Genomic DNA, 25,073 nt, shown 5'->3' with positions numbered 1-25,073 from the left:
GTCAGTGCACCCGCACTCTCGGGTCGATGATGCTGTACGCGAGGTCGACCAGCAGGTTGATCAGCACGTACACCATCGCGATGAAGAGAATGAACCCGACGAGGACCGGGTAGTCGCGGCCGTCGATCGCGGTACGGATGAAGGAGCCGATGCCGCCGAAGTCGAAGACGGACTCCGTGAGGACCGCACCGGAGAGCAGGCTGCCGGTCAGCAGGCCGACCGCGGTGATCACCGGCAGCAGTGCGTTGCGCAGCACGTGCCGGCCGCGCACGGTGCCCTTGTCGAGGCCCTTGGACTCGGCGGTACGGATGTAGTCCTCGCCGAGCACCTCCAGGACGCTGGCCCGGGTCATCCGGACGATCACGGCGAGCGGGATGGAGGCGAGGGCGACGGCGGGCAGGACCAGGTGCATGATCGCGTCCCAGCTGGCGTCGAACTCGCCGGTCAACACCCCGTCCAGCACCGCGAATCCGGTGACGTCGGTGGCGTTGATGCCGGTGGTGAGGCGGCCCTGGCTGGGGAACCAGCCCAGCTCCACGGAGAAGATCCCGCGCAGCAGCATGGCCAGGAAGAAGACCGGGATGCAGATGCCGAGCAGCGATCCGGAGACCGAGGCGACATCCAGCCAGCCGCCGCGCCGCTTGGCCGCCAGGTAGCCCATCGGGATGCCGACGGCGACGGCGATCAGGATCGCGGCGACGCTGAGCTCCACGGTGGCCGGGAAGCGCAGGGCGAACTCGTCCCACACCGGCTGGCCGGTCTGGGTGGAGGTCCCGAGGTCGAGCTCGAAGATGCGCTTGAGGAAGCGCCAGTACTGGACGTGCACCGGCTCGTCGAGCCCGAGTGCACGGTTGATTCTCGCCACTTCGGCTTCGGTGGCCCGCTCGCCCAGGATCGCTGAGGCGGGTCCGCCGGGCAGTCGGTTCAGCCAGAGGAACAGCAGGACCGACAGGCCGAGCAGGGTGGGAATGAGCTGGAGAAGTCTTCTTACGACGAGTCGCAGCACCCCGCATGCCCCTTTCTCACGTGCGTCGATGCGGGTCCGCCCGGCCACCTGGTTGCTGTGGCCGGGCGGACCCGCTGGTGTGCGATTACTTGAAGGAGACCTCGGCGAAGTGCTCCTGCGTCAGCGGGGAGACCTTCGGCGGGTTGACGTTCTTGGCGAACGCGATGGCCGGCGGCGACGAGGAGATCGGCACGCCCGGGATGTACTCGGCGATGGCCTCGTTGGCCTTCTTGTACGCCTCGGTGCGGGCGTCCTGGTCCGTGACCTTGGAGGCGGCGTTCACGGCGTCGAAGACCTTCTGGTCCTTGAAGCCCCACTGCTTGTCCGGTCCGGCGAACCAGGTGCCGATGAAGTTGTAGCCGTCGTTGAAGTCACCGGTCCAGCCGAGCATGTGCAGGGCGCAGGAGCCCGCCTCGGTGGCGTCCAGGTAGTCCGGGGCCCACTTCATGGCCTTCGGCTTGACGGTGATGCCGGCCTTCTCCAGGTCAGCCTTCATCAGCTCGAACATGTCCTGCGGGGCAGGCATGTACGGGCGGGTGACCTCGGTCGGGTAGCAGAAGTCGATGCTGAGCTTCTCCTCGCCGGCCTGCTTGAGGAGGTCCTTCGCCTTGGCGGTGTCGAACGGGTAGGTTTTCACCTTGTCCGAGAAGCCGGCGACCGTGTCGGGCATGAACTGGGTCGCGACCTTGCCGCCCTCGGGCAGCTGGGTGTTGACGAGGTTCTCGCGGTCGATGGCGTGGGTGATCGCCTGACGGACCTCGGGCTTCTTCAGCGCCGGGTTCGCCGACTGGCTCATGCCGAGGTAGAAGATGTTGAAGACGTCACGGGTCGGAACCTCGTAACCCTCCTTCTCCAGCGTCGTCACATCGGCCGGCGCGACCAGGTCGTAGCCGTCGATGTCACCCGCCTGGAGCGCCTGGCGGCGGGTCTCCTCGGTGGAGATGGTGCGGAAGACCAGGTTCTTCACCTTGGCCTTCTCACCCCAGTAGTCGTCGAAGCGCTCCAAGGAGACTTCCTTGTTGCCCTTGTTCCACTTGGTGATCTTGTACGGGCCGGTACCGGCGACCGTGCCGGCCTCCTGGCTGTACTTGGGGTACGTGATCGCGTCGCCCTTGGCGGTCGCGTTCTGCTTCGCGTACTCCTTGAGGGCCTTCGGCGAGTGGATCGCCAGGGCCTGGAGCGAGAATCCGCCCGGCAGGTTCGCCGAGGGCTCGTTGACCTCGATGACGGCGGTGTTCTCGTCCTTGGCGGTGCAGGACTTGTAGTTCGCCTTGGGCGTCTCGGGGTCTTCGTTCTTCGCGAACCCGCCCATGATGGTCTGCCAGTAGTAGGAGACCGCGCTGGACTGGTACGTGCCCTTCCAGTTGAACCAGTAGTCGTAGTTCGCGCAGACCGCGGCGGCGTTGAACGCCTCGCCGTCGTGGAACTTGACGTTCTGGCGCAGGTTGAACGTCCAGACCTTGCCGGCCTCGTCGCTCGACCACTTCTCGGCCAGACCACCGACGAGCTCGCTGCCGCCGGACTCGTGCTCCAGAAGCGCCTCGAAGGCCTGACGGGTGACGCGGAACGTCTCGCCGTCGCTCGCGAGGGCCGGGTCGAGGGAACCGGGGTCGCCGGCTCCGGCGAAGACGAAGGTGTCCTTGTCGCCCCCCTTGGCGTCACCCCCGTCCCGATCGCTGGAACAGCCCGTGGCGATCAGACCGACAGCGACCGCTGTCGTGATCGCCCGGACAGCCCGGGACTTGAATATTCGCATGGGTCCACCCCTGGTTCGCCATGTGGTGAGGTTTGATGGCCGCACACTACAGACGGTGCCTGCCGCAAGAGAACAGTCCGGATAGCGGTGAGACCTAGTCGAGACCCGGACAGTTAACAAACCGTCCAGTTCCGGGACATCCTCACGGGGGAAGTTAACAAGCCGGACATGGAGGGGAGTTCGACGGAGGGTGACCGAGGGGCCGACTCGTCCCCGGTGACGCGGCCTCCGGGGACCGGCCGGAGCCTCCCGGAGCCTCGGGGTCGGCGGACCCTCCAGGCCCGGCCGGCCCTCCGGGGCGGCGGGCCCTCCGGGTCGGCGAGGCCCTCAGATCGGCGAGGCCTTCGGCTCAGCGAGGAAGGGGCGGGTAGCCGTAGCCGGGGGCGGCGGCCGGCGGGGGGCCCGCCGGGGCGTGGGCCTCGCGGTCGTAAAACGGGCGGGTGTTGGCGCGCAGCCACATGCCGACCGGGTCGTACTCGTCGGACAGCGCGACGGTGGAGACCGGCAGCCCCTCGGGGACCGCGCCGACCGACTGCCGCATCATCTCGCGCACCGATTCGACGGAGGCGCGGCCGGTGTCGTAGAGGTCGAGGCCGATCGCGAGATACGGGACGCCGACCGCGGGGTGCACCCAGGCGCGGCGCAGGGAGCGGATCGCGGGGGTGCGGTGGGCGTTCTGGGTGAGCAGGGCGTAGAACTGCGGGAGTTCGATGGCGGGTTCACTCAGCCGGAGCGGTCCGGCGGGCAGCCGGTCCAGGCCGGTGGCGATACGGCGCAGATCGAGCCAGGGGATGCCGACGCCGCCCCCGGGGGCGTGCGGGTTGAGCCAGATGCCCCAGCGGTCGGGGAACAGGGCGCGGGCGATATCGCGTCCGGTGACCAGCTCGTGGGCACGGTTCCAGCCACTGGCGGAGAGCTCCTGGGCGGAGGTGACGCAGGGGGCGTACCCCAACCCGTCGATCTCCATGTTTCCGTACTGGGCGTCCGGTGAGCCGGCCGTGCCGTGCCAGAGAAGCATCCAGATCCGACCCTCGGCGACAGCGGAGAGCAGCTCCTCGTAGGCGTCGTAACGCCCGGGGGTCACCTGGCGGAGCAGTTGCTCCACCTTTCCGGCCGCCGCGGTGCCTGACGCACTCACCCTGGGTTCCGCCCCTCGTCGATCCGTCGCAGATCCGTCGCATTCACGCCATCGCTCCCGGGCACACGGGAGCGACCACGCCATCAAACCAGCTTATGCGCCACTTCAGACACCGACTTGACGCCACGGTCCCGCGGCGCCCGGTCCCGGGGCCGCCGGTGGCCCTTCCGCCGGTGGATCCGGTGGCCTCAGTGGCCCTCGCGGCGGTAGAACGGGCGTACTTTCTCCCGCATCCAGTCGCCGACGAGGTCCTGGGCCACATCGAGCAGGACCAGGTTGACCGGCCAGGGCACCTGGACCCGGCCGAGCGCCCGGCCGAGGGCGTCCATGGGGGCGCTCTGACCCGCTCCGTCCCAGGTGGCGAACTCGACGCCGACGAAGAGGACCGGGTCGCCGCCCTCGATGCTGGCCAGCGTCCGGCGGGCGGTGCTCACGACTCCGGTGGCCTCGAACTCCTCGGACACGGCGGTGAGGAAGTCGACCGGGTCGTGCTGCCAGTCCGGCTCGAACAGCCGGACCCGGCCGCCGGTGGCGGGCCCGTCCAGGGCGGTGCGGCCCGCCCGGCAGAGCTCGGCGACGGCGGGCGGCGGCAGAGGTATGCCGACGGCGCCGCCCGGGTTCACGGCGATGCCGACCTGCGGGGGCAGGCCGCGGGCGAAGTCGCGCGCGGGCGCGACGGTGAAGGACATGTGGCTGCCGACGCAGCTGAGGAACTGGGCCTCGGAGCTGAAGACGGGGACGAAGGCCGCGCCGTCGATCTCCATCATCGGCAGGTCGAGGTCCGCGCTCGCGGGGGTGCCGCCGTTCGGCAGGGGCACCCAGACGGAGCTGCGGCCGAGCACCTCGACGAGGCGGCCGCCCGCGTCCGGGACGCCGAGCGAGGCCGTCAGCACCTCTTCGAGCTCGTTGGCGGGCCACCCTTGCTGGGGGTGGGCCGGTGCGGGTGCCGGAATGTCCACTGGCTCTGTGCCCTCTCTCAACCGCCCGGGCCGCCGCGGCGGCCCACTGCTCCGGCCAGCACCCTAACCTCAGCGGGCGGTGGAAGCTCCGGCGTCCGTGAAGGAGATGCGGCCGAGCGCCCCCGCGGCCTCGCGGTCGAGCAGCACCGCGGAGGTGCAGCCGGCGGGCAGCAGGCCCTGTTCGGTGTCGCGGAGCAGCCGGGCCACCGCGTGCCGGTGGCGGGCGAAGGCGTAGCCGGAGACCCCGCGCCCGCGTGCGCGCTGCCCCTGCCGGGCCACCTCGGGCGTCACGTCGAGCAGGATCAGATGGAGGGTGCGGCCCCGGCTCACCGCGTGCCGGGCGAGCCAGCGGCGTACCCAGGTCTGGGTGCCGCAGTCGTGCACGACGACGGATTCACCGGAGCGCAGGGCCTTGCGGAGGCCGAGGTAGTGCGCGGCGCGGACGAGGGGGCGGTACAAGGCGTACGGGAGTAACCCGGGCAGGGCGGCGGCCCAGCCGTCGCGGGTGTTCTGGGAGTCGATCGAGCGCCCCCGCACGGCCCGCCGGATGAGGGTCGACTTGCCGCTGCCGGGCAGGCCGGAGACCACGACGATGTCACCGGCGGGGAGATCGAGGTCGAAGGGGCCGCAGTCGGTGCGCCCGCGCAGGTCGCGTACCACCGGCGCACGGGTCTCCAGCAGTTCCCGCACGGGTGCGCCGGGCTGTGCGGGCATCGCGCCGTGCGCGACCCCCGCGGCCGGTACCGACCGCTGCAACGTCATCGCCCATCCCCCTGCTGTCGGTCTCCCACGCCTGCCCCTGAAGTGTAAAGAAAAGGCAATACGGCACAACCGGCCCCGGGCCTGCCGTCGATGTCTTCACCTGCGTGGAGACCTGACCCCCCACTCTCCCCCAATGCGTGCGATGATGACCCCGCCAACTGCATACCGGCCGTTCGAATCCACGCGGGAGAGTTCCGGCCACAGTGTGAGCCGGGCGCCGAAGGAGCAAGATCCTCCCTTGAATCTCTCAGGCCCCGTACCGCGTGGATGAGGCAGATCTGAAAAGCGAGTCGCCCCGCGACTCCACCCAAGGTGCAAGCCGAGCCCCCTGAACAGGGGTGCCCTCCGGGGTATACCCCGTCAGGGGCTATCGGCGAACCTCTCAGGTTCCGATGACAGATGGGGAGGATTTCCGTCCTGACGTCGTCATGCCCTGGAGCCGTATCCATGAGCACTGCCCCCCGTCTCACTGCCCTCGACGCGCTGCACCGCTCGCTCGGCGCCACCATGACCGACTTCGCGGGCTGGGACATGCCCCTGCGATACGCGAGCGAGCGCGACGAGCACCACGCCGTACGCACCCGGGCCGGCCTCTTCGACCTCTCCCACATGGGCGAGATCACCGTCACCGGGCCGGAGGCCGCCGCCTTCCTGAGCTACGCGCTGGTGGGCAACATCGCCACCGTCGGCAATGGCCGGGCCCGCTACACGATGATCGTCCAGGAGGACGGCGGGATCGTCGACGACCTGATCGTCTACCGGCTGGGCGAGACCGAGTACATGGTGGTCGCCAACGCGGGCAACGCCCAGATCGTGCTGGACGCGCTGACCGAGCGCGTCGGCGGCTTCGACGCCGAGGTGCGCGACGACCGGGACGCGTACGCGCTGCTCGCGGTCCAGGGCCCCGAGTCCCCCGCCATCATGAAGGCCGTCACCGACGCCGACCTGGACGGGCTGAAGTACTACGCGGGCCTGCCGGGCACGGTCGCCGGGGTCCCGGCGCTCATCGCCCGTACCGGCTACACCGGCGAGGACGGCTTCGAGCTGTTCGTCGCGCCCGAGCACGCCGAGGCCCTGTGGCAGGCGCTGACGGAGGCCGGCGCGCCGCACGGCCTGATCCCGTGCGGGCTCTCCTGCCGGGACACGCTGCGCCTGGAGGCGGGCATGCCGCTGTACGGGCACGAGCTGACGACCGCGCTGACCCCCTTCGACGCGGGTCTCGGCCGGGTCGTGAAGTTCGAGAAGGAAGGCGACTTCATCGGCCGCGAGGCGCTGAAGGCCGCCGCCGAGCGCGCCGAGACCGCCCCGCCGCGCAAGCTGGTCGGCCTGATCGCCGAGGGCCGCCGAGTCCCGCGCGCCGGTTTCCCGGTCGTCGCGGACGGCAAGGTGATCGGAGAGGTGACCTCCGGCGCCCCCTCCCCCACCCTGGGCAAGCCGATCGCCATGGCGTACGTGGACGCGGCCTTCGCCGCCCCGGGCACCGGGGGCGTGGGCGTGGACATCCGGGGCACGCACGAGCCGTACGAGGTCGTCGCGCTGCCGTTCTACAAGCGCCAGAAGTGATATCCCGGAACAACCCGGGCCCACATACCGGCGTGCGGGCGTCACAGAAGTGACGTACCTCCGTCTCACACCGTAAGACCACCGTTCATCAGCACTCCCCCGCGTACAGGAGAATTCAGGTCATGAGCAACCCCCAGCAGCTGCGGTACAGCAAGGAGCACGAGTGGCTGTCGGCCGTCGAGGACGGCGTGGCCACGATCGGCATCACGGAGTACGCGGCCAACGCGCTCGGTGACGTCGTCTACGCCCAGCTCCCGGAGGTCGGTGACACGGTGACCGCGGGCGAGACCTGCGGCGAACTGGAGTCGACCAAGTCCGTCAGCGATCTGTACTCGCCGGTGACCGGTGAGGTGACGGCGGCCAACCAGGACGTCGTGGACGACCCCTCGCTGGTGAACTCCGCTCCCTTCGAGGGCGGCTGGCTGTTCAAGGTGCGCGTCGCGGAGGAGCCGGCCGATCTGCTCTCCGCCGACGAGTACACCGCGTTCTCCGGCAACTGAGACCTTAAGGGACCCCCTGATGTCGCTTCTGAACTCCTCCCTCCACGAGCTGGACCCGGACGTCGCCGCCGCCGTCGACGCCGAGCTCCACCGTCAGCAGTCCACCCTCGAAATGATCGCCTCGGAGAACTTCGCTCCGGTCGCCGTCATGGAGGCGCAGGGCTCCGTCCTCACCAACAAGTACGCCGAGGGCTACCCCGGCCGGCGCTACTACGGCGGCTGTGAGCACGTCGACGTCGTCGAGCAGATCGCGATCGACCGGATCAAGGCCCTGTTCGGCGCCGAGGCCGCGAACGTCCAGCCGCACTCCGGTGCGCAGGCGAACGCCGCCGCGATGTTCGCGCTGCTGAAGCCGGGCGACACGATCATGGGCCTGAACCTGGCCCACGGCGGTCACCTGACCCACGGCATGAAGATCAACTTCTCCGGCAAGCTCTACAACGTGGTCCCCTACCACGTCGACGAGAGCGGTGTCGTGGACATGGAGGAGGTCGAGCGCCTCGCCAAGGAGTCCCAGCCGAAGCTGATCGTGGCCGGCTGGTCCGCCTACCCGCGCCAGCTCGACTTCGCCGCCTTCCGCCGGATCGCGGACGAGGTCGGCGCGTACCTGATGGTCGACATGGCGCACTTCGCGGGACTGGTCGCGGCCGGGCTGCACCCCAACCCGGTGCCGCACGCCCATGTCGTCACCACCACCACGCACAAGACGCTGGGCGGCCCGCGCGGTGGCGTGATCCTCTCCACCCAGGAGCTCGCCAAGAAGATCAACTCGGCGGTCTTCCCGGGTCAGCAGGGCGGTCCGCTGGAGCACGTGATCGCGGCGAAGGCGGTCTCGTTCAAGGTCGCGGCGGGCGAGGAGTTCAAGGAGCGCCAGCAGCGCACCCTGGACGGCGCCCGGATCCTGGCCGAGCGCCTGGTCCAGCCGGACGTCACCGAGGTGGGCGTCTCCGTCCTCTCCGGCGGCACCGACGTGCACCTGGTCCTGGTCGACCTGCGCAACTCCGAGCTGGACGGCCAGCAGGCCGAGGACCGGCTCCACGAGCTGGGCATCACGGTCAACCGGAACGCCATTCCGAACGACCCGCGTCCTCCGATGGTCACCTCGGGCCTGCGGATCGGCACCCCGGCACTGGCCACCCGCGGCTTCGGCGCCGAGGACTTCGCGGAGGTCGCGGAGATCATCGCGTCCGCCCTCAAGCCGTCGTACGACGCGGACGACCTGAAGGCCCGCGTCGCCGCGCTGGCCGAGAAGTTCCCGCTGTACCCCGGCCTGAAGTAGCACCTGGCCTGCGGTTCCGCGCATCGTGACGGGGCACCGCGCACACTGGGAGCAGTGAGCGCGGTGCCCTGTTCCTTGCCCCCCGAATCGGCTTTTCTCCCGCTTGCCCCGCTTGTCCCGCACCACCAGGCAGACAACGGCGTCTTCCCACCCCCCAAGGAGTCCTCCCGTGGCCATCTCGGTCTTCGACCTCTTCTCGGTCGGCATCGGCCCCTCCAGCTCCCACACGGTGGGCCCGATGAGGGCCGCCCGGATGTTCGCGCGCCGCCTGAAGAACGAGGGCCTGCTCGCGCACACCGCCTCGATACGGGCCGAGCTGTACGGCTCGCTCGGCGCGACCGGCCACGGGCACGGCACGCCCAAGGCGGTCCTGCTCGGCCTGGAGGGCGAGTCGCCGCAGACGGTCGACGTGGAGACGGCGGACACGCGCGTGGACGAGATCCGCTCCACCGGCCGGATCAACCTGCTGGGCATGCACGAGATCCCGTTCGCCTTCGACGACGACCTGGTCCTGCACCGCCGCAAGGCACTCCCGTACCACGCCAACGGCATGACGGTCCTCGCGTACGACACCGAGGGCGCCCCGGTCCTGGAGAAGACGTACTACTCGGTCGGCGGCGGCTTCGTCGTGGACGAGGACGCGGTGGCCGGCGAGAACCCGATCGTCCCGGACGACACGGCCCTCAAGCACCCCTTCCGCACCGGCGACGAGCTGCTGCGGCTCTCCCGCGAGACCGGCCTGTCCATCTCCTCGATGATGCTGGAGAACGAGCTGGCCTGGCGCACGGAGGCGGAGATCCGCTCCGGTCTGCTGGACATCTGGCGCGTCATGCAGGCCTGCGTCTCGCGCGGTATGTCCCGCGAGGGCATCCTCCCCGGCGGTCTCAAGGTCCGCCGCCGCGCGGCGAACTCGGCCCGCCAGCTGCGCGCCGAGGGCGACCCGCAGGCCCACGCGATGGAGTGGATCACCCTTTACGCGATGGCGGTAAACGAGGAGAACGCGGCGGGCGGCCGCGTCGTCACCGCCCCCACGAACGGCGCGGCGGGCATCATCCCGGCCGTTCTGCACTACTACATGAACTTCGCCTCCCACGGGTGCACCGAGACGGAGAAGGAGGACAGCGTCGTCCGCTTCCTCCTCGCGGCAGGAGCGATCGGCCTCCTCTTCAAGGAGAACGCCTCGATCTCCGGCGCCGAGGTCGGCTGCCAGGGCGAGGTCGGCTCGGCCTGCTCGATGGCGGCCGGCGCCCTGGCCGAGGTCCTCGGCGGTTCCCCCGAGCAGGTGGAGAACGCCGCCGAGATCGGCATGGAACACAACCTGGGCCTGACGTGCGACCCGGTCGGCGGCCTCGTCCAGATCCCCTGCATCGAGCGCAACGGCATGGCGGCGGTGAAGGCGGTGACGGCCGCGCGGATGGCGCTGCGGGGCGACGGCAGCCACAAGGTCTCCCTCGACAAGGTCATCAAGACCATGAAGGAGACCGGGGCCGACATGAGCGTGAAGTACAAGGAGACGGCGCGGGGCGGGCTCGCGGTGAACATCATCGAGTGCTGAGGTTTAGGCCCTGACCAGCGCGTTTACGTCTTTCAGCACTGTCAGGACCTTCCCCGCTCACGCGGCGGAAAGTCCCTGGAATTCCCGTGGGACAGACGTGAGAGTCCCCGCGAAGTCCCTGACGGATCCCTCGCCGATGGGCGCTTGACCTGGAAGCTCGCGACACCCGCGCAGCAATGGATGTCCCTCCGACACACCCGCCTGGAAGGTCACCCGCATCCAATAACAAGAGATTTGTTAAACTCGGCCCCATGGCTACCTCCCAGGCGCCCGGCGAAGGACCCGTCCGGCCCGTATCGGTCTCCCTCCACGAAGGCACCATCGCTGCCCTCAAGGCACGTACGGGCAAACGAGGCATGTCCGCCTACGTCGAGACCCTCATCCAGCGCCAACTGGAACGGGACCGGCTGCGCGAGCTCATCGAAGACGCGGAAACCGAACACGGCCCGGTCGATCAGGCGGCGGTCGACGCCAAACGCGCCATTCTCCGCGGCGACGCCGCGGACGCCGCGTGAGCGGCACGCTCGTCCTGGACTGCGAAGGCCTGTCCAAACTGGTGCGACGCACGCCTGAGATCACCGAGTGGTTGGCCGCGGCCGAAGCCGAAGACATCCGCGTCGTCACCAGCTCCGTCACCCTCGTCGAAGCACGCGACCCCAGGGTCAACCAGGCCCGCTTCGACTACGCAGTCTCCCGCGTGAACATCATCCCGCCCACCGAAGCCATCGCCCGCCATGCGAGCAAGCTCCTGGCCGCGGCCGGACTGCACGGTCACACGTACGCCCTCGACGCCATCGTGGCCGCCACCGCACTCACCTCGCCGGGCCCAGCGACCGTCCTGACATCGGACCCCGAAGACCTCCTGACGCTCTGCGGCCCCAGCATCCGCGTCATCAAGGTCTGACCGCGAGGCCGCGACTCGACCCGCCTCTTGTGCGAATCAGAGCGCTGCGCGGAAGGCCTCGGGCAGTAAGCCTCCTCGGCCGAACAGACACCGGCTCGACCGCGCTGCCGCTCATCGCAGAACCAAAGGATGTCCCGGCGCTTGGCAAGGACGCAAAACGCGCTCATGGCACCAAATCGGCAGGTCAGAAGCACGACCACATGCGACCGACATGAGCGTGAAGCACAAGGAGACGGCGCGGGGCGGGCTCGCGGTGAACATCATCGAGTGCTGACGCCTCTCCCGCAATGATCATCGAGTGGATTCACGTGCGCGAGTGCTCAGGGCCTGCTCGTTCATCCGGCGAGGTTGAGGTGGTGGAGTTTGCGGGAGGGGGTGTGCGCCTGCTTCCCCCCAGGCCACGGCTCCCCCACACCAGCCACAGCACGGTCGTTCCCTTGCGGCTCAAGCCTCCAGCCGGTCAGGTCGGGCCCCGGACGAGAAGGCAAGAATGTCCCGGACCGCTTCCCGCAGGCTGCCGAAGTGACGATGCACGCCATCGACCGCCACAGGGGTGTTGACGCCCCACACCGTCATCCCGGCACGCAGTCCGGACCGCACCCCGGAGGGGGCGTCCTCGATGACCAGGCAGTCCTCCGGCTTGGCGCCGAGGTGCGCGGCTGCCTGCAGATACGGCACAGGCGACGGCTTGCCCTCCGCCACAGCGGCTGCATCCACGACGACCTTCGGAACCGGCAAACCCGTCCGTGCGAAACGCCCACGTACCCGGTGCTCGTAGTTCGACGTCACGAGCGCCCACGTCCCGCCCTCCAAGACATTCAACAGTTCAGCGGCACCGTCGAAGGCAGCGTATGAACCGTCTCGAACGTCCTCGTCCTCCAGCCGGTGCAGGGCGGCCAGGCACTCCTGGGGGTCCTGGTCGGGGGCAACCCGCGCGAACGTCTCCATCGGCCTCGTCTGCAGAGCCACCCGGTAGACCTCATCAGCGTCCAGTCCGTACCGCTCCGCCCACGTGTGCCAGACCAGGCGCTGGTTGTCCACGGCGTCGATCAACGTGCCGTCGACATCGAACAGGACATACCTCATCGCGCCAGGACGGCCGGGTTCACTGATCACGCATCGATCATGCCATCAGGCACTGAGCAGGCAGTTTGCGGGACAAGCCTTACGAGCTCGTGCACGGTAGGCGGTGAGACGTCGAGCTCCTGATCCTCGATCATGGTCTTGTGGTGGGGAACTCAACGCGTGCGGTGATCATCAGCAATCGGCGGATCACGGGCCTGGCTGTGGGAGTGATTGCTGAACTCGTCGAAGAGATCGGCCCGTTGTGGCAAGAGCGTCACCAGGCCCGGCTCACCTCCCGGCCACGGAAGCGGGCCGTGGGCGCCGGCGCAAAGCACCGGCTGGTGTTTGTCGATCGGCTGCTGGCCACGCTCGTCCATCTTCGTCACGGGGTCACCCACGACGTGCTGCCCTGCTGGTTCGGCGTGGACCGCTCCACCATCACCCGGGCCGTCGGCGAGGTGCGGCCCCTGCTCGCCGAGCGAGGCTGCACGGTCAGCCCCGACGTGCGGCTGCGAACTCTGGCCGACGTCGTCGACCACCTCGGCGCGAGCGGGACGACCGGCATCATCGACGGCACCGAGATCCGGGTCCGTCGGCCCTCCTCCGGACGGAAGGACCGCGACAAGTTCATCTCCGGCAAGAACAAGCAGAACGCCGTCAAGTCCATGGTGGTCACGGACGCCGAAGGCCGCGTGCTGTGGTGCAGCCCAGCACGACCCGCAAGCTGCGCGGACATCACTCACGCCCGCCAATCAGGGCTGGTCAAGCTCCTGGCCGACGGGCCCGCGGTCGAGATTCTCGCCGATGCCGGCTACCAGGGCCTTGGCGCGCAGACCGGCGGTGCGGTGGTGACACCACCGCACCGCAAGTTCCAGAAGAACGCCCCGGACTGGTACGAGGAAATGTACGAACGCCAGCGCAAGGCACACTCCTCAAGGCGAATCCGGGTCGAGCACGGCATCGCCCATCTGAAGAATTGGCGTGCCCTGGCCCGCCACCTCGGCCGCCGCGAGCACATGAGCGACACCGTCCAAGCCGTCGCCGGCCTGCTGTCCCATCAGCAGACCGCGGACCTGACGTCGACACGGCAGAGTTGAACACCGAGCCCCGCCGACAGCCTCGACATCTCACCGCCTACCGTGCACGAGCTCGTTAGCCGATGGATTGACGTCGGCTTGCCTCCGGACCCGCCTGCGACGCCACATCGAAGATCGCCCTTCTGACATGCGAGCGCAAGCGCATAGGTCACTTGAGGCGTCGACGATGGCGTCGCCCTCTCCCACCGCCTCAAGCGGCATACGCGCATGCCGATTCACGAAGTGCCCCGTCATAGATTGAGTCACGTCAATCCGTCAACTATAAGACTTGATGAACGCATAAGATCACTTGCAGATTTTGAAAGGGTGATCAATTTTGGCCAACGATGATGGCGTCTGGGGCCTGCGGTGCCCAAGTTGCCAGTGGGAGGGCGGAATATCCCACGAGGTGCACCCTTGCCCTCATTGTCGGGACCGCGGAGTACACATGTCCGTGGAGCTACACCGTGAAGGCACCAGCCCCCAGCGCCCCACCCCCGCGCAGACTGATAAATCAATGTGGAAGTGGCGCGAATTCTTCCCTCCCCTGCCGAGCCGGGTCTCTCTGGGGGAGGGAGATACGCCCCTGGTTCCCCTGAGACACATGCCAGGAGTCTGGGTCAAGGATGAGCGGGCAAATCCGACCGGATCATTCAAAGACCGGATGGCGAGTATGGCCGTGTCCTGGGCACAGGCACAGGGATTCGGTACGGTTGCGGTCGCCTCGACCGGGAATGCGGCCGTATCCACGGCTGCGTATGCCGCTGCCGCAGGGCTGCACTGCGTCATTCTCGCCAAGGAAGGCGGAACGGCTTCGCCGGAGATGGAGCGTTCGCTGCGGGCGATGGGGGCCGAGATCCGCTTCTCCGAATCGTGGCACGGGCGGTGGACCGAACTCGAACGAGGAGTCCGCGAGCAGGGCTGGTACCCCATCAGCAACTATCGGACTCCACCGGTGAGCAGCCAGCCCGTCGGAGTTCGCGCCTATCGCTCACTGGCCTACGAGATCGCTGCACAACGGGACTGGTCGGTCCCCGACTGGATCGCGGTACCGGTCTCCCGTGGCGACGCCCTCTGCGCGATGGTGGCAGGATTCGACGAGATCCGGCAGCTCGGCTGGATCCCCAGAGTCCCCCGAATGCTCGCAGTGGTGCGCTTCCCCAGCCTCCACGAAGCAGTCAGGAACGGGCGTGAGCAGCCTCTGCCAAGCGAGTACCCCGACCGGGTGGAAGCGCTGTCGATCAGCGATCCTCAAGCAACGGCCGCTGCTGTAAGGGCAGTTCGCCATAGCGATGGCGATGTTCTGGTCCTCGACGATGACGACCTGGCAAGGGCCCAGGCTGAAGCCGCCTCTCATGGCTGGCTGGTCGAACTCTCCTCCGCCGCAGCTCTGGCCGGCGCGGCCGAACTCCAGCGGCGCGGCCATAAAGGTGACATCGCCGCCCTGGTCACGGCGGCGCGTTAGCCTGCGGCTATCGCGGAGGGGGAGCCCGACACTGACCGGAAGCACGAGATGCACCCGCCCGCAGTGACAAGACTCGTCAACAGCGCACATCGTGCCACGGGCGGCAAGCACTCGCTGGGGCTGAGCGGTCGCGGCGGCCGCCGCAGGCCTGCTGGTTCTGCGCGGGCGCGACGCGTGAGCACGGGCCGGCCCCTGCGGGACGGCTGTGTCTCAGGTGGCACGGCCGTATCTCCGGTGACATTGATTGCGTATCCGTGGATCGGGCTCCTCGGATATCCGTGGGCACAGCCGTGGCATAGCTTCGGGCCGCGGTGACCGGGCTTGCGGAAGGAGCCTGCGCGCGTCGTCCTCCGGGTCCCAGCCGGAAGGGCCCTGCGCCCTGTGGTCAGCAGTCGGCCGGGCGTGCTCCGCTGCGCGCCGTTTCGCCGAAGGGCCTTCCGCACGTCCGGGCCTCCGCGTCACGTCCGGGCAGCACCCGCCTCGCCCCGCGTGCGCGGACCGTGACCGCGGGCGACTGCCCGTGAAGAGGTACGTCCGTTGTCGTTCGCCGAGAATGGGCCTGGGCATCACTGTGGTGGGCCCGGGCCACGGGACGACGGAGAGCGAGGGTGGCGACGTGATCGCGACGTGTGGTTCTGCCCGGCGGTCCCTCGCCCGCGCTTTCACCGACCGTGACGCAGGGCCGGTGCTGCTGTTCGTCGAAGGCTCCGCCGGGCTCGGCAAGACGCATCTGCTGCGGGCGCTGGCCGATCTGCCCGAGACGTCCGACGTGGCCCGGCTGTGGTGGCGGTGCGGGGCGGAGGGTGGGCTGCCGGAGGAGGACGAGACCTGGCGGGAGCCGACTCTGTTGCTGGTGGACGACGTCCACCGGGCGGACGAGGACGAGCTGCGGCGGCTGCGGCGGGTGCTGGCGGGGCTGGAGCCCGGTTCGGCGGCCGCCGTGACCTACCGTCCCGAGGAACTCCCCGTCCCCGGGATGCCGTTGGGCGGCTCCGCCATGACGTATCCCTTCCGGCTGACCGTGCTCAGGGACCGCCTGGCGTCCTGGGACGAGGAACGCGTCCGCCGGGTCGCGGCGGAGGCGCTGGGCGAGAGCTGTACGGCCGAGGCCGTGAGCGCGCTGCGCGAGCGTACCGGTGGAGTTCCCCGGGCGGTCGTCGACCTGCTGGCCATGCTGCGGGAACAGCGGCCCGCCTTCAGCGGTACGGCCGCCGAGGTGGCCGCCGCCGGTGTGCCCACCCGGCTGGCGGAGTTGGTGCTCAGCCGTACCTACGCACTGTCCCCGGCGCACCGGCCGCTGGTCTGGGCGGCTGCCGTTCTGGACGGGCCCGCCGCCGGGGACGAGCTGATCGCGGTCTCGGGGCTCGGCGCCAGGCCGGGGAGCGACGCGCTGCTGCGGGCCCTGGAGAGCGCGGCCCTGGCGGAGCTGGGCGAGGGCCGCTACGGCTTCGCCGTCCCGCTGGCGGCCGCTGCCGTACGGGACACCGTGCCCGGTCCCGTACGGCAGGATCTGCACCGGCGGGCGGCCCGTGCGCTCGGCCGCAGACAGCCCGTGGCCTGGGCGGCCGTGGGCGAACACCACCGGGCGGCCGGCGAGTACCGCGGCTGGCTCAGGGCGGTGGAGAAGGCGGCCGAGTCGGCGGCGGCGTCCGGCCGGCACCAGGAAGCGATCACCCTGCTGGAGCGGACGCTCGCCACCCCCGGCATCCCCCCGCAGGCCCGCGCCCGGTTGGCGCCGCTGCTGGCCCGTAACGCGGTGACCGGGCTGCGCTCGGACCAGACCGTGGAGGTGCTGGAGCAGATCGTGCGGGACGCGGATCTTCCGCCGGCCGTACGCGGGGAGCTGCGGCTCGACCTGGGGCTGATGCTCTCCAACCAGATGGGCCGGTTCGAGGAGGGCTGGCGGGTGCTGGAGGTCGCCGCGGCCGAACTGCGCGAGGTGCGGTCCGTGCTGGCCGCCCGCGCGATGGCGGCCCTGGTCACCCCCTACTGGCCGGGCGCTTCCCTCGACGTCCACCGGGGGTGGCTGATCAAGGCCTCGGCCGCCGCGGACGACAGCGGGGACGACGCCATGCGCACCGCGGTGCTGGCCAACCATGTGGGTCTCGCCATGAGTTGGGCCGATCCCGAGGCCTGGGACCTGGTGGAGCGGCTGCCCGTGCAGAGCACGGACCGCGCCTGCGCCCGGCAGGCGGCGCGCGGGCTGTGCAACGCCGCCGACTCCGCCGTCTGGCTCGGCTTCTACCGGCGCGTGGACGGTCTGCTGACCGAGGGCCGTGAGCTGGCCACGCGCAGCGGCGCACCGTACACCGAGCACAGCGCGTCCGGGACGCGGCTGCTCCAGGAGTTCTGGACCGGCCAGTGGCTGGGCCTGGCCAAGCGGTGCGAGGAGTTCGTCGCCGACACCGCGGACATGCCGTTCCTCTCCTCGGACGCCTACGTCGTACGCGGCTTGCTGGCCGTCGCCCAGGGGGACTGGGGGGAGGCCCGGTCCTGGCTGTCCCAGCGCGGAACGTTCGGTACGGAGAACCTGCCGGTCCCCCTGGGCGCGACGGCGGCCGGTGCCGTGATCCGCCTGACGCTGGCCCGACAGGAGGTGGCGGACGCGGCGGAACAGGCGCGGGCGGCGTGGACGGTGGTTGCCGAGAAGGGGGTGTGGCCCTGGGCCGCGGAACTGGCACCGTGGGCCGTGGAGGCTCTGGCGCGGGCGGGCGACACGGCCACGGCGCACGCCATGGTCCGGGATTTCGCCCGGGGTCTCGGAGAGGCGGACGCGCCCGCCGCCAGGGCCGCGCTGGCCTGGAGCAGGGCCGTACTCGCCGAGAACGAGGCCCTGGCCGAGGGGCGGCCGGACGGTCTGCTGTCGGCGGCCGAGGCGTACCGGAAGGCGGCCGCGGTCTACGCGGAGCTTCCGCGCCCCTACAGCCAGGCACTGACCACCGAGTGCGCGGGGCGGTGTGAGCTCGCGGCGGATGCGGCGGAGGCGAGGGGTGGGGAGGGCGCGGAAGCCGGGGAGGGCCGTGCGCGTGCGTCAGGTGAGGTTCCCGCCGCCCCCGCCCGCGACCGCGCCACCACCGCCTCGGCCATCGCCGAGCTGGAGGCCTGCGCCCAGCACTTCACCGAGCTGGGCGCCGTCTGGGACGCGACGCGGGCCAGGGCCCTGCTGCGTACCCGGCAGCCCGCCAAGAAGGGGCGGCCGCCCGGGCGCCCGTCGCACTCCGACCAGCTGTCTCCCCGGGAGGCGGAGGTCGCCCAGCTCGCGTCCTCCGGGCTGACCAACCGGGAGATCGCCGCGACCCTGCACCTCTCCCCGCGGACCGTGGAGCAGCACATCGCCGGTGCCATGCGGAAGACCGGCGCGCTCTCCCGCCGCGACCTCGCCCACCGGATCTGAGCTCACTGGCTCCGCGGAGCGTCCAGGGGCAGCAGAGGCCTGGCCGCCCAGAAGCTCCGGTCGTGCTCCCAGACGGCCACGGTCGCGGCCGCCCAGTCGAACACCCAGCCGGAACGGACCCCGCGCGCTCCCCAGCCGTCGGGGCGCCGGCGCGGGATGGCGAAGCCCGCCTTCTGTGCGGCCACCGCCGCGTCGCACGCCTCGCGCGCGATGCGCAGGGCATCCGACTCGGTCTCCGCGCACCCGGTGAAGATGTGCAGGCCGCACCGATCGGGCCGCACGGCGTTCCGGGTGGGGACATTGACCTGGAAGTAGAGCTCGGCCATGACGCCATCTCCTCGGTGTCGCGGTTTCCTGCCCGACCGGCTGCGCGGCCGCGACGGATGCGCGCCGACGGGGCTGGTTCCCTCACGTCGGGTCCACCACTGGCAGGTTCTCCCAACGTACGAGGTGGTCGCGGCCCGCAATATCCGGAATGACCCGATCACCTATACGTATCTCCCGCGCACCCCCTCCGGACCCCGGCGCCCCACGGCAGGCCGGCCTCGCTCCGGCCGGCCGGAGTGCGGCTACGGCGGGCGAGCGGCGTACCCCCTGCACCCCGCCCGGTGGCCGTAGTACCGGGGCGGTCGGGACCGTTCGCACAACGCCGTATCCGTGATTCACGCCCCCGGATGAAAATGCGCACGCTCTGTCACTAGGTTCCGTCCACCGACGCACAGCATCACCATGCCCATGACCAAGGAAAGCATGAGCACCTCCATGACATTCATCCGCCCCGGAATCGTGGCAGGATCTTTCGCACTTCTGTTCGCCAGCGGCTGCCAGTTACCCGCCACGGATACCGCGGACGGAAAGCCCATCACCATCGGGACGTCCAGCGTTCTGGCCGGACTGGATCCCGCCGGGGTGTACGACGCCGGTTCCTGGGCGGTTTTCACCAACATTTACCAGAACCTGCTCACCTTCGAGCCGGGGTCGCCCGCCCCGACACCCGACGCCGCCGAGTCCTGCGCATTCACCTCCGCCGCACTCACCACGTACCGGTGCGAACTCCGTGACGGCCTCACGTTCTCCAATGGGAACCCCCTCACGGCGACGGCGGTGGAGCATTCGTTCGAGCGCATTCTGCGCATCCGCGATCCCCTGGGGCCGGGACCGCTGTTCGCGAATCTCCTTTCCGTGGACGCCCGGGGTTCCCTCGTGACGTTCCATCTCGCGAGCGCGGACGCCACCTGGCCGTCGAAAATCGCCACGGGGGCCGGCGCCATCGTCGACCCCGCGGAGTTCCCGGCGGACCGGCTGCGGGAGGAGAAGAGCGCATCGGGGTCGGGACCCTATGTCATCGCCTCCTACACGGCCGAGAAGTCCCTCACGCTGAAACCGAACGCGGCGTACGACGGCGCCGTGACCAAGCGCAGGGTCGCGGTCGAGGTCCACTACTTCGAGACATCGCGACACGTCGAGGAGGCCTGGAACGCCCGCACGGTCGACATCGCCTACGCGGGGCTTCCGGCCGCCGCCCTCGCCGGGATCGACCCCGGCGACGCCGACATACGCCTCTCCACCGGGGACAGCGCCGAGGCGCACTACCTCGTGCTGAACGTGCGTTCCCCGCGCAAGCCCTTGGGGCAGGCCGAGACCCGCAGAGCCCTGGCCTCGCTCATCGACCGCGGGCACCTGGCGAGCGAGGTGTTCGAGCACACGGTGACTCCGCTGTACTCGCTCGTCCCGCAAGGCGTCGTCGGACACAGCACGGCGTTCTTCGACCGCTACCCGGAGGCGGACACCGCGTCCGCGGCCCGGCGCCTGCGGACCGCCGGAATCACCACTCCGGTGCGTATCAGACTCGGCCACCAGACCGGCATCGCCGCCGTCGAGGCGCGCGCGCTGAAGGAGCAGTGGGAGAAGGACGGTCTGTTCCGGGTCGAGCTGGTGGAGGAACGCGACTTCACCACCTATCAGAAGCGCTGCCTGAAGGGCGAGTTCGACGTCCACCTCTATCAGTGGATACCGGACTTCCCCGACGCGGACACCTTCGTCCAGCCGTTGGTGGGGACCGGAAACGTCCTGGGCAACGGTTACACATCGGCCGAGGTCGACCACGCCATCAGGGACACCCAGCGGTTCACCGATCGCAGCAAGGCCATGCAGCGGTTCCGGGCGGTCCAGGACACGGTCGCCAAAGACGCTCCCCTCATTCCCGTCTGGCACAGACAACGCCAGGTCGTGACGCGCGCCGACATTCTGGGCGGGCATCTCCTCGCCGAGGACGCCATCTGGCGGCTGTGGGAACTCCGGCGGCTCTAGGGCGCTTTGATGCCCCCGGGCTCTGCAGCCGCCCCCGCATTATCTGCGTATCCGTGAATGCGCCGACCCGGGTATCCCGGTGAACGCCGGGCCTCGATAGTTCAGCTCGCGGCGAGTTCTGAACTCGCCGTCAGACGGGGCCCGGCGCTTCACCCCCCATACGGGTTCCCGGCTGTCATCCGGAAGGAATCAGCGTGCGCAACACACGTAAATACAGCCTTGCCGCCGCGGGCGTCCTGCTCTCGGCCGCCACCGTTCTGGGAACCCAGAGCATGGCCCAGGCACAGGACGTGGCGACCACTCCCCGTTACCAGCCCGAGATGGTCGAGGCGTTGGCCGCGTCGCTCGGTGTGAGCGAGAAGGCCGCGGTCGACCGGCTGGAGCGTCAGGACGCCCAGCAGGCCAGGCTCGCCGACCTCCAGAAGCGCGGCATATCCGGCGACGGGGCGTTCTTCGACGCGTCGGGCCGGCTGACCGTCAACGCCGACGACCAGGCCGAGGAGGCCAGGATCGAGCAGGCCGGCCTCGACGCCCGCGTGCCCGCCAGAGGCCAGGCCGTCCTGGACGGAATCAAGGCCGAGCTGGACCGCCTCGCCGCCGCCAAGACCCCCTCCGGCGTGGTCGCCTGGTCCGTGGACCTGCCCGCCGACCAGGTGACCGTCAAGGTCAACAACGAACGGGGAGCCGCCGCCAAGGCGTTCCTCGCCAAGGCCGCCGAGCACGGCTCCGCCGTCCGGATCGTACGGGGCGAGGAGAAGCTGGAGGCCAAGGCCGCGATCTATCCCGGCAGCAAGATGACGTTCAACAACACCAGCCAGTGGTGCTCCGTCGGCTACGGCGCCCGCGACAGCTCCGGGAGGCAGTACCTGGTGACCGCCGGGCACTGCGTCACGAACACTTTGCGCTACGACGGGGCGGCCTTCGCCCAGGGCTACAAGACCCGGTACGCGCTCGGCACCCGCAGTGTCGACATGGGCATCCTGACCATCAACTCCGGCCACTCGATCACCACCAGCGTCGGCACCTGGGGCAACAGCAGCCCGGTCGCCGTCCGGGGCGGCACCCGCGCCTCGTCCGGCGCCGCGGTCTGCAAGTCCGGCGCCACCACCGGCTGGACCTGCGGCACGATCGGCTCCTACAACAACACCGTCACCTACGTCGACCGCAACGGCGGCCCCGACACGGTCGTCAGCGGCCTGGCCACCTCCAGCGTCTGCGTCGAGGGCGGTGACAGCGGCGGCGCGTACATCTCCGGCAACCAGGCCCAGGGCATGACCTCCGGCGGCCCGACCGACCAGCGGTGCACCGGCGGGGTCAACTCGCGCGGCTCCTCGTACTTCCAGCCGCTCGACGACACCCTCCGCTACTACGGGCTGACCCTCAACACCAACTAGGCACCGACCAGGCGCAAACAGGGCACCCACAGGGCACCACCCTCACGGAGCCGGCCGGGGGCCGCTCGCGCGACCAGGCGAGCGACCCCCGGTCACACGCGATCTCATTTCGGGACAAAACATCCGGCATATTGCTAGCTTTCCCTGATTGGCCGATGACCGCATCGACGAGGGAAACCATGAGCCACCCCGAGGCCCCGCCCCGACCGGCCGCCAAACTGTCGCTCCTGACCCTGACCGCGATGGTGGTCGGCTCGATGGTCGGGGCCGGGGTCTTCTCGCTGCCCAGTCGGTTCGCGCAGGAGACCGGGGTCGCGGGGGCTCTGATCGCCTGGGCGGTCGCCGGGACGGGCATGCTGATGCTCGCCTTCGTCTTCCAGGCGCTCGCCGTGCGGCGGCCGGACCTGGACGCCGGGGTGTACGCGTACGCGAAGGCGGGGTTCGGGGAGTACCTCGGCTTCTTCTCCGCCTTCGGCTACTGGGCCAGCGCCTGCGTCGGCAACGTCACCTACTGGGTGCTCATCATGTCGACGGTCGGCGCGGTGGCGCCCGTGCTGGGCGACGGCGACACGGTCACGGCCGTGGTCGTCTCCTCGGTGGGGCTGTGGGGGTTCTTCCTGCTGATCCGGCGAGGTGTGAAGGAGGCGGCGGCGATCAACCGGATCGTCACCGTCGCGAAGATCGTGCCGATCCTCTTCTTCGTCGTCCTGGCGCTCTTCTTCTTCGAACCGTCCGTCTTCGCCGACAACTTCAGCGGGACCGCCGAAGCCGGCACCCTCTTCGACCAGGTCAGAGGCACCATGCTCGCGACGGTCTTCGTGTTCCTCGGCGTCGAGGGGGCCAGCGTGTACTCGCGGCACGCCAAGCGCCGCGAGGACGTCGGCCGGGCCACCGTCCTGGGCTTCCTGAGCGTGTTCGCCGTCTTCGCGTCCGTCACGATCGTCAGCTACGGGCTGCTGCCGATGGCCGGGATCGCCGAACTGCGGCAGCCGTCGATGGCCGGGGTGCTGGAGTCGGCCGTCGGGACGTGGGGGAAGGTCTTCATCAGCGTCGGCCTCATCGTCTCCGTGCTCGGCGCCTACCTCGCCTGGACCCTCATGGCCGCCGAGGTCCTCTTCGTCGCCGCCCGGGACAAGGACATGCCGCGCTTCCTGGGGCAGTCGACGGCTGCGGACGTGCCGGAGAACGCGCTGCTCCTGACCACGTGTCTGAGCCAGGTCGTGCTCGTCGTGACGCTCTTCTCCGACGACGCGTTCACCTTCGCCCTCGATCTGACCAGCGCGCTGAGCCTGATCCCGTTCCTGCTGGCCGCAGGCTTCGCGGTGAAGGTCGCGGCCCGGCCCGAGCGCTGGGGTGCCGTGGGGCGCTCCGCCCGCCGCGAGCTGGTCATCGCCGTCGTCGCGACGCTCTACACCGCGTTCCTGCTGTACGCGGCAGGACCCAAGTTCGTCCTTGTCTCCTTCATCCTCTACGCCCCGGCGACCTTCCTCTTCGCCAAGTCCCGCCGGGAACGGGGGCGCCGGATCTTCTCCCCGGGTGAAGCGGTCATCTGCGCGGTGTCGGTGGCCGGTGCGGCCGTCGGCGTCACGGCGCTGGCCCTCGGGTGGATCGAGCTGTGAGCGCCGGCCCCGTACGGACAGAACCCCGATTCATCGAGTGAAAGGCTCACCGTGACACCCACCGGCCCCGCTTCCGTCCTCGGCGTCCACTCCGAAGTGGGGCGGCTGCGCAAGGTCCTGGTCTGCGCCCCCGGGATGGCCCACCGCCGGCTGACCCCGACCAACTCCGACGATCTGCTGTTCGACGACGTGATGTGGGTGGAGAACGCCCAGCGGGACCACGCCGACTTCGTCGACCGGCTCACCGACCGCGGGGTGGAGGTCGTCGAACTGCACGCGCTGCTCGCCGCCACCGTGGAGATCCCGGAGGCCAGGTCCTGGCTGCTCGACCGGAAGATCGACGCGAACGAGGTGGGTCTCGGGCTGGTCGACGACACCCGCGCCTTCCTCGATTCGCTGACGCCGCGCCGGCTGTCCGACCATCTCATCGGCGGTCTGGCCATCGCTGATCTCCCGGAGGAGTTCCGTTCGGCGTACGTGGGGCTCGCCCGGGAGGGCACGGGGGCGCGGGAGTATCTGATGCCGCCGCTGCCCAACACCCTCTACACCCGGGACACCACCTGCTGGCTCTACAGCGGGGTGACGCTCAACCCGCTGTACTGGCCCGCCCGGCACGACGAGACCCTGCTGATGAAGGCGATCTACACCTTCCACCCGGACTTCCGGGGCTCCACGATCTGGTGGGGCGACCCGGAGAGGGACTGGGGCCGGGCCACGTTCGAGGGTGGGGACATCATGCCGGTCGGCAACGGCGTCATCCTCATGGGCATGAGCGAACGGACCTCCCGCCAGGCGATCACCCAGGTCGCGGCGGCGCTGTTCGCGCAGGGGGCGGCCGAGCACGTCATCGTCGCCGGGATGCCGAAGCTCCGTTCGGCCATGCACCTCGACACGGTGTTCACCTTCGCGGACCGGGACATCGTCACGCTGTACCCGCGCATCATGGACGCCGTCCATACGTTCTCGCTGCGGCCCTCGGACCGGGCGCCCGGGATCGAGATCACCGACGAGGGCGCCACGCCGTTCACCGAGGTGGTGGCCCGCGCCCTGGGCCTGCCCCAGTTGCGGGTGATCGAGACGGGCGGCGACGTCTACGCCTCGGAGCGCCAGCAGTGGGACAGCGGCAACAACGCGGTGGCCCTGGAACCCGGTGTGGTCTTCACCTACGACCGCAACACCCAGACGAACGCCCTGCTGCGGCGGGCCGGGGTGGAGGTCATCACGATCGTCGGCGCGGAGCTGGGGCGGGGCCGGGGCGGCGGGCACTGCATGACCTGCCCGCTGATCCGCGACGCGGTGGCGTTCTGACCCGTACGGGTACGCGTACG

The 25,073-nt window shown here is 69.8% G+C and carries 20 protein-coding genes and 1 riboswitch; of the genes, 13 read left to right on the top strand and 7 right to left on the bottom strand.

Annotation, left to right across the window (positions count from 1 at the left end; translation table 11 throughout):
• Position 1 precedes the first annotated feature (1 nt).
• The 5 genes from CCZ36_RS25640 to CCZ36_RS25620 form a co-directional block, all read right to left on the bottom strand.
• A complete protein-coding gene (locus CCZ36_RS25640; protein WP_006127747.1) occupies positions 2 to 1,006 on the bottom strand; it encodes an ABC transporter permease in 1,005 nt (334 codons plus the stop codon).
• 85 nt (positions 1,007 to 1,091) lie between these two features.
• Complete coding sequence (locus CCZ36_RS25635; protein WP_069738373.1) at positions 1,092 to 2,762, bottom strand: ABC transporter substrate-binding protein; 1,671 nt, start codon at positions 2,760 to 2,762, stop codon at positions 1,092 to 1,094.
• A 349-nt stretch (positions 2,763 to 3,111) separates the two neighbouring features.
• Positions 3,112 to 3,900 (bottom strand): enhanced serine sensitivity protein SseB C-terminal domain-containing protein, encoded by a 789-nt coding sequence (locus CCZ36_RS25630; RefSeq protein ID WP_069741827.1) that lies wholly within the window; start codon positions 3,898 to 3,900, stop codon positions 3,112 to 3,114.
• Positions 3,901 to 4,088: 188 nt separating this feature from the next.
• Positions 4,089 to 4,859, bottom strand: a complete 771-nt coding sequence (locus CCZ36_RS25625) for an enhanced serine sensitivity protein SseB (protein WP_128818651.1) — start codon at positions 4,857 to 4,859, stop codon at positions 4,089 to 4,091.
• A 69-nt stretch (positions 4,860 to 4,928) separates the two neighbouring features.
• On the bottom strand, positions 4,929 to 5,621 hold the full coding sequence (locus CCZ36_RS25620) for an AAA family ATPase (protein ID WP_069738370.1): 693 nt from the start codon (positions 5,619 to 5,621) through the stop codon (positions 4,929 to 4,931).
• Between the two features lie 174 nt (positions 5,622 to 5,795).
• Positions 5,796 to 5,893, top strand: a riboswitch (glycine riboswitch).
• 175 nt (positions 5,894 to 6,068) lie between these two features.
• Between CCZ36_RS25620 and gcvT the strand changes: the two genes are divergently transcribed.
• The 6 genes from gcvT to CCZ36_RS25590 all read left to right on the top strand — a co-directional run bounded on the left by gcvT (position 6,069) and on the right by CCZ36_RS25590 (position 11,422).
• Entirely contained in the window at positions 6,069 to 7,184 is a 1,116-nt protein-coding gene (gene gcvT, locus CCZ36_RS25615; RefSeq protein ID WP_069741829.1) for a glycine cleavage system aminomethyltransferase GcvT, read from the top strand.
• A gap of 122 nt (positions 7,185 to 7,306) precedes the next feature.
• Complete coding sequence (gcvH, locus tag CCZ36_RS25610) at positions 7,307 to 7,684, top strand: glycine cleavage system protein GcvH (protein ID WP_006127740.1); 378 nt, start codon at positions 7,307 to 7,309, stop codon at positions 7,682 to 7,684.
• A gap of 19 nt (positions 7,685 to 7,703) precedes the next feature.
• Positions 7,704 to 8,963 (top strand): serine hydroxymethyltransferase, encoded by a 1,260-nt coding sequence (gene glyA / locus CCZ36_RS25605; RefSeq protein WP_069738368.1) that lies wholly within the window; start codon positions 7,704 to 7,706, stop codon positions 8,961 to 8,963.
• Between the two features lie 169 nt (positions 8,964 to 9,132).
• Positions 9,133 to 10,518, top strand: a complete 1,386-nt coding sequence (locus CCZ36_RS25600) for an L-serine ammonia-lyase (protein ID WP_069738367.1) — start codon at positions 9,133 to 9,135, stop codon at positions 10,516 to 10,518.
• Positions 10,519 to 10,769: 251 nt separating this feature from the next.
• On the top strand, positions 10,770 to 11,033 hold the full coding sequence (locus tag CCZ36_RS25595; protein ID WP_069738366.1) for a hypothetical protein: 264 nt from the start codon (positions 10,770 to 10,772) through the stop codon (positions 11,031 to 11,033).
• Complete coding sequence (locus CCZ36_RS25590; RefSeq protein WP_128818650.1) at positions 11,030 to 11,422, top strand: type II toxin-antitoxin system VapC family toxin; 393 nt, start codon at positions 11,030 to 11,032, stop codon at positions 11,420 to 11,422. Before CCZ36_RS25595 ends, CCZ36_RS25590 begins: the two co-directional genes overlap by 4 nt.
• 444 nt (positions 11,423 to 11,866) lie before the next feature.
• Here the strand turns inward: CCZ36_RS25590 and CCZ36_RS25585 are convergent, their stop codons facing one another.
• The gene (locus CCZ36_RS25585; RefSeq protein WP_069738364.1) at positions 11,867 to 12,538 is read right to left on the bottom strand and encodes an HAD-IA family hydrolase; all 672 of its coding nucleotides are present in this window, start codon (positions 12,536 to 12,538) and stop codon (positions 11,867 to 11,869) included.
• Positions 12,539 to 12,801: 263 nt separating this feature from the next.
• On the opposite strand from CCZ36_RS25585, the gene CCZ36_RS25580 reads away from it, so the two are divergent.
• From CCZ36_RS25580 to CCZ36_RS25570, 3 genes are all read left to right on the top strand, one after another.
• The gene (locus CCZ36_RS25580) at positions 12,802 to 13,584 is read left to right on the top strand and encodes a transposase family protein (protein WP_069738363.1); all 783 of its coding nucleotides are present in this window, start codon (positions 12,802 to 12,804) and stop codon (positions 13,582 to 13,584) included.
• Between the two features lie 427 nt (positions 13,585 to 14,011).
• Positions 14,012 to 15,028 (top strand): pyridoxal-phosphate dependent enzyme, encoded by a 1,017-nt coding sequence (locus tag CCZ36_RS25575; protein WP_079149614.1) that lies wholly within the window; start codon positions 14,012 to 14,014, stop codon positions 15,026 to 15,028.
• A gap of 616 nt (positions 15,029 to 15,644) precedes the next feature.
• Positions 15,645 to 18,422 carry a LuxR C-terminal-related transcriptional regulator gene (locus CCZ36_RS25570; protein WP_128818649.1) on the top strand — a complete coding sequence of 926 codons (2,778 nt, stop codon included), beginning with the start codon at positions 15,645 to 15,647 and terminating at the stop codon, positions 18,420 to 18,422.
• Positions 18,423 to 18,424: 2 nt separating this feature from the next.
• On the opposite strand, the gene CCZ36_RS25565 is transcribed toward CCZ36_RS25570, so the two are convergent.
• Positions 18,425 to 18,748 carry a hypothetical protein gene (locus tag CCZ36_RS25565; protein ID WP_069738361.1) on the bottom strand — a complete coding sequence of 108 codons (324 nt, stop codon included), beginning with the start codon at positions 18,746 to 18,748 and terminating at the stop codon, positions 18,425 to 18,427.
• Positions 18,749 to 19,151: 403 nt separating this feature from the next.
• On the opposite strand from CCZ36_RS25565, the gene CCZ36_RS25560 reads away from it, so the two are divergent.
• From CCZ36_RS25560 to CCZ36_RS25545, 4 genes are all read left to right on the top strand, one after another.
• On the top strand, positions 19,152 to 20,732 hold the full coding sequence (locus CCZ36_RS25560) for an ABC transporter substrate-binding protein (protein WP_128818648.1): 1,581 nt from the start codon (positions 19,152 to 19,154) through the stop codon (positions 20,730 to 20,732).
• 194 nt (positions 20,733 to 20,926) lie between these two features.
• On the top strand, positions 20,927 to 22,126 hold the full coding sequence (locus tag CCZ36_RS25555; RefSeq protein ID WP_069738360.1) for a S1 family peptidase: 1,200 nt from the start codon (positions 20,927 to 20,929) through the stop codon (positions 22,124 to 22,126).
• A gap of 179 nt (positions 22,127 to 22,305) precedes the next feature.
• Positions 22,306 to 23,745, top strand: coding sequence for a basic amino acid/polyamine antiporter (locus CCZ36_RS25550; protein ID WP_176735272.1), 1,440 nt, complete (start codon positions 22,306 to 22,308; stop codon positions 23,743 to 23,745).
• 51 nt (positions 23,746 to 23,796) lie between these two features.
• Positions 23,797 to 25,053: an arginine deiminase gene (locus CCZ36_RS25545; RefSeq protein WP_128818647.1), complete on the top strand. Its 1,257-nt coding sequence runs from the start codon at positions 23,797 to 23,799 to the stop codon at positions 25,051 to 25,053.
• The last annotated feature ends 20 nt before the right edge of the window (positions 25,054 to 25,073 follow it).

Source organism: Streptomyces sp. S063 (genome assembly GCF_002832675.1).
GTDB classification, from domain to species: Bacteria; Actinomycetota; Actinomycetes; order Streptomycetales; family Streptomycetaceae; genus Streptomyces; species Streptomyces sindenensis.
The sequence above is the reverse complement of the archived record's forward strand: the minus strand, read 5'-3'. Positions and strand labels throughout refer to the sequence as shown.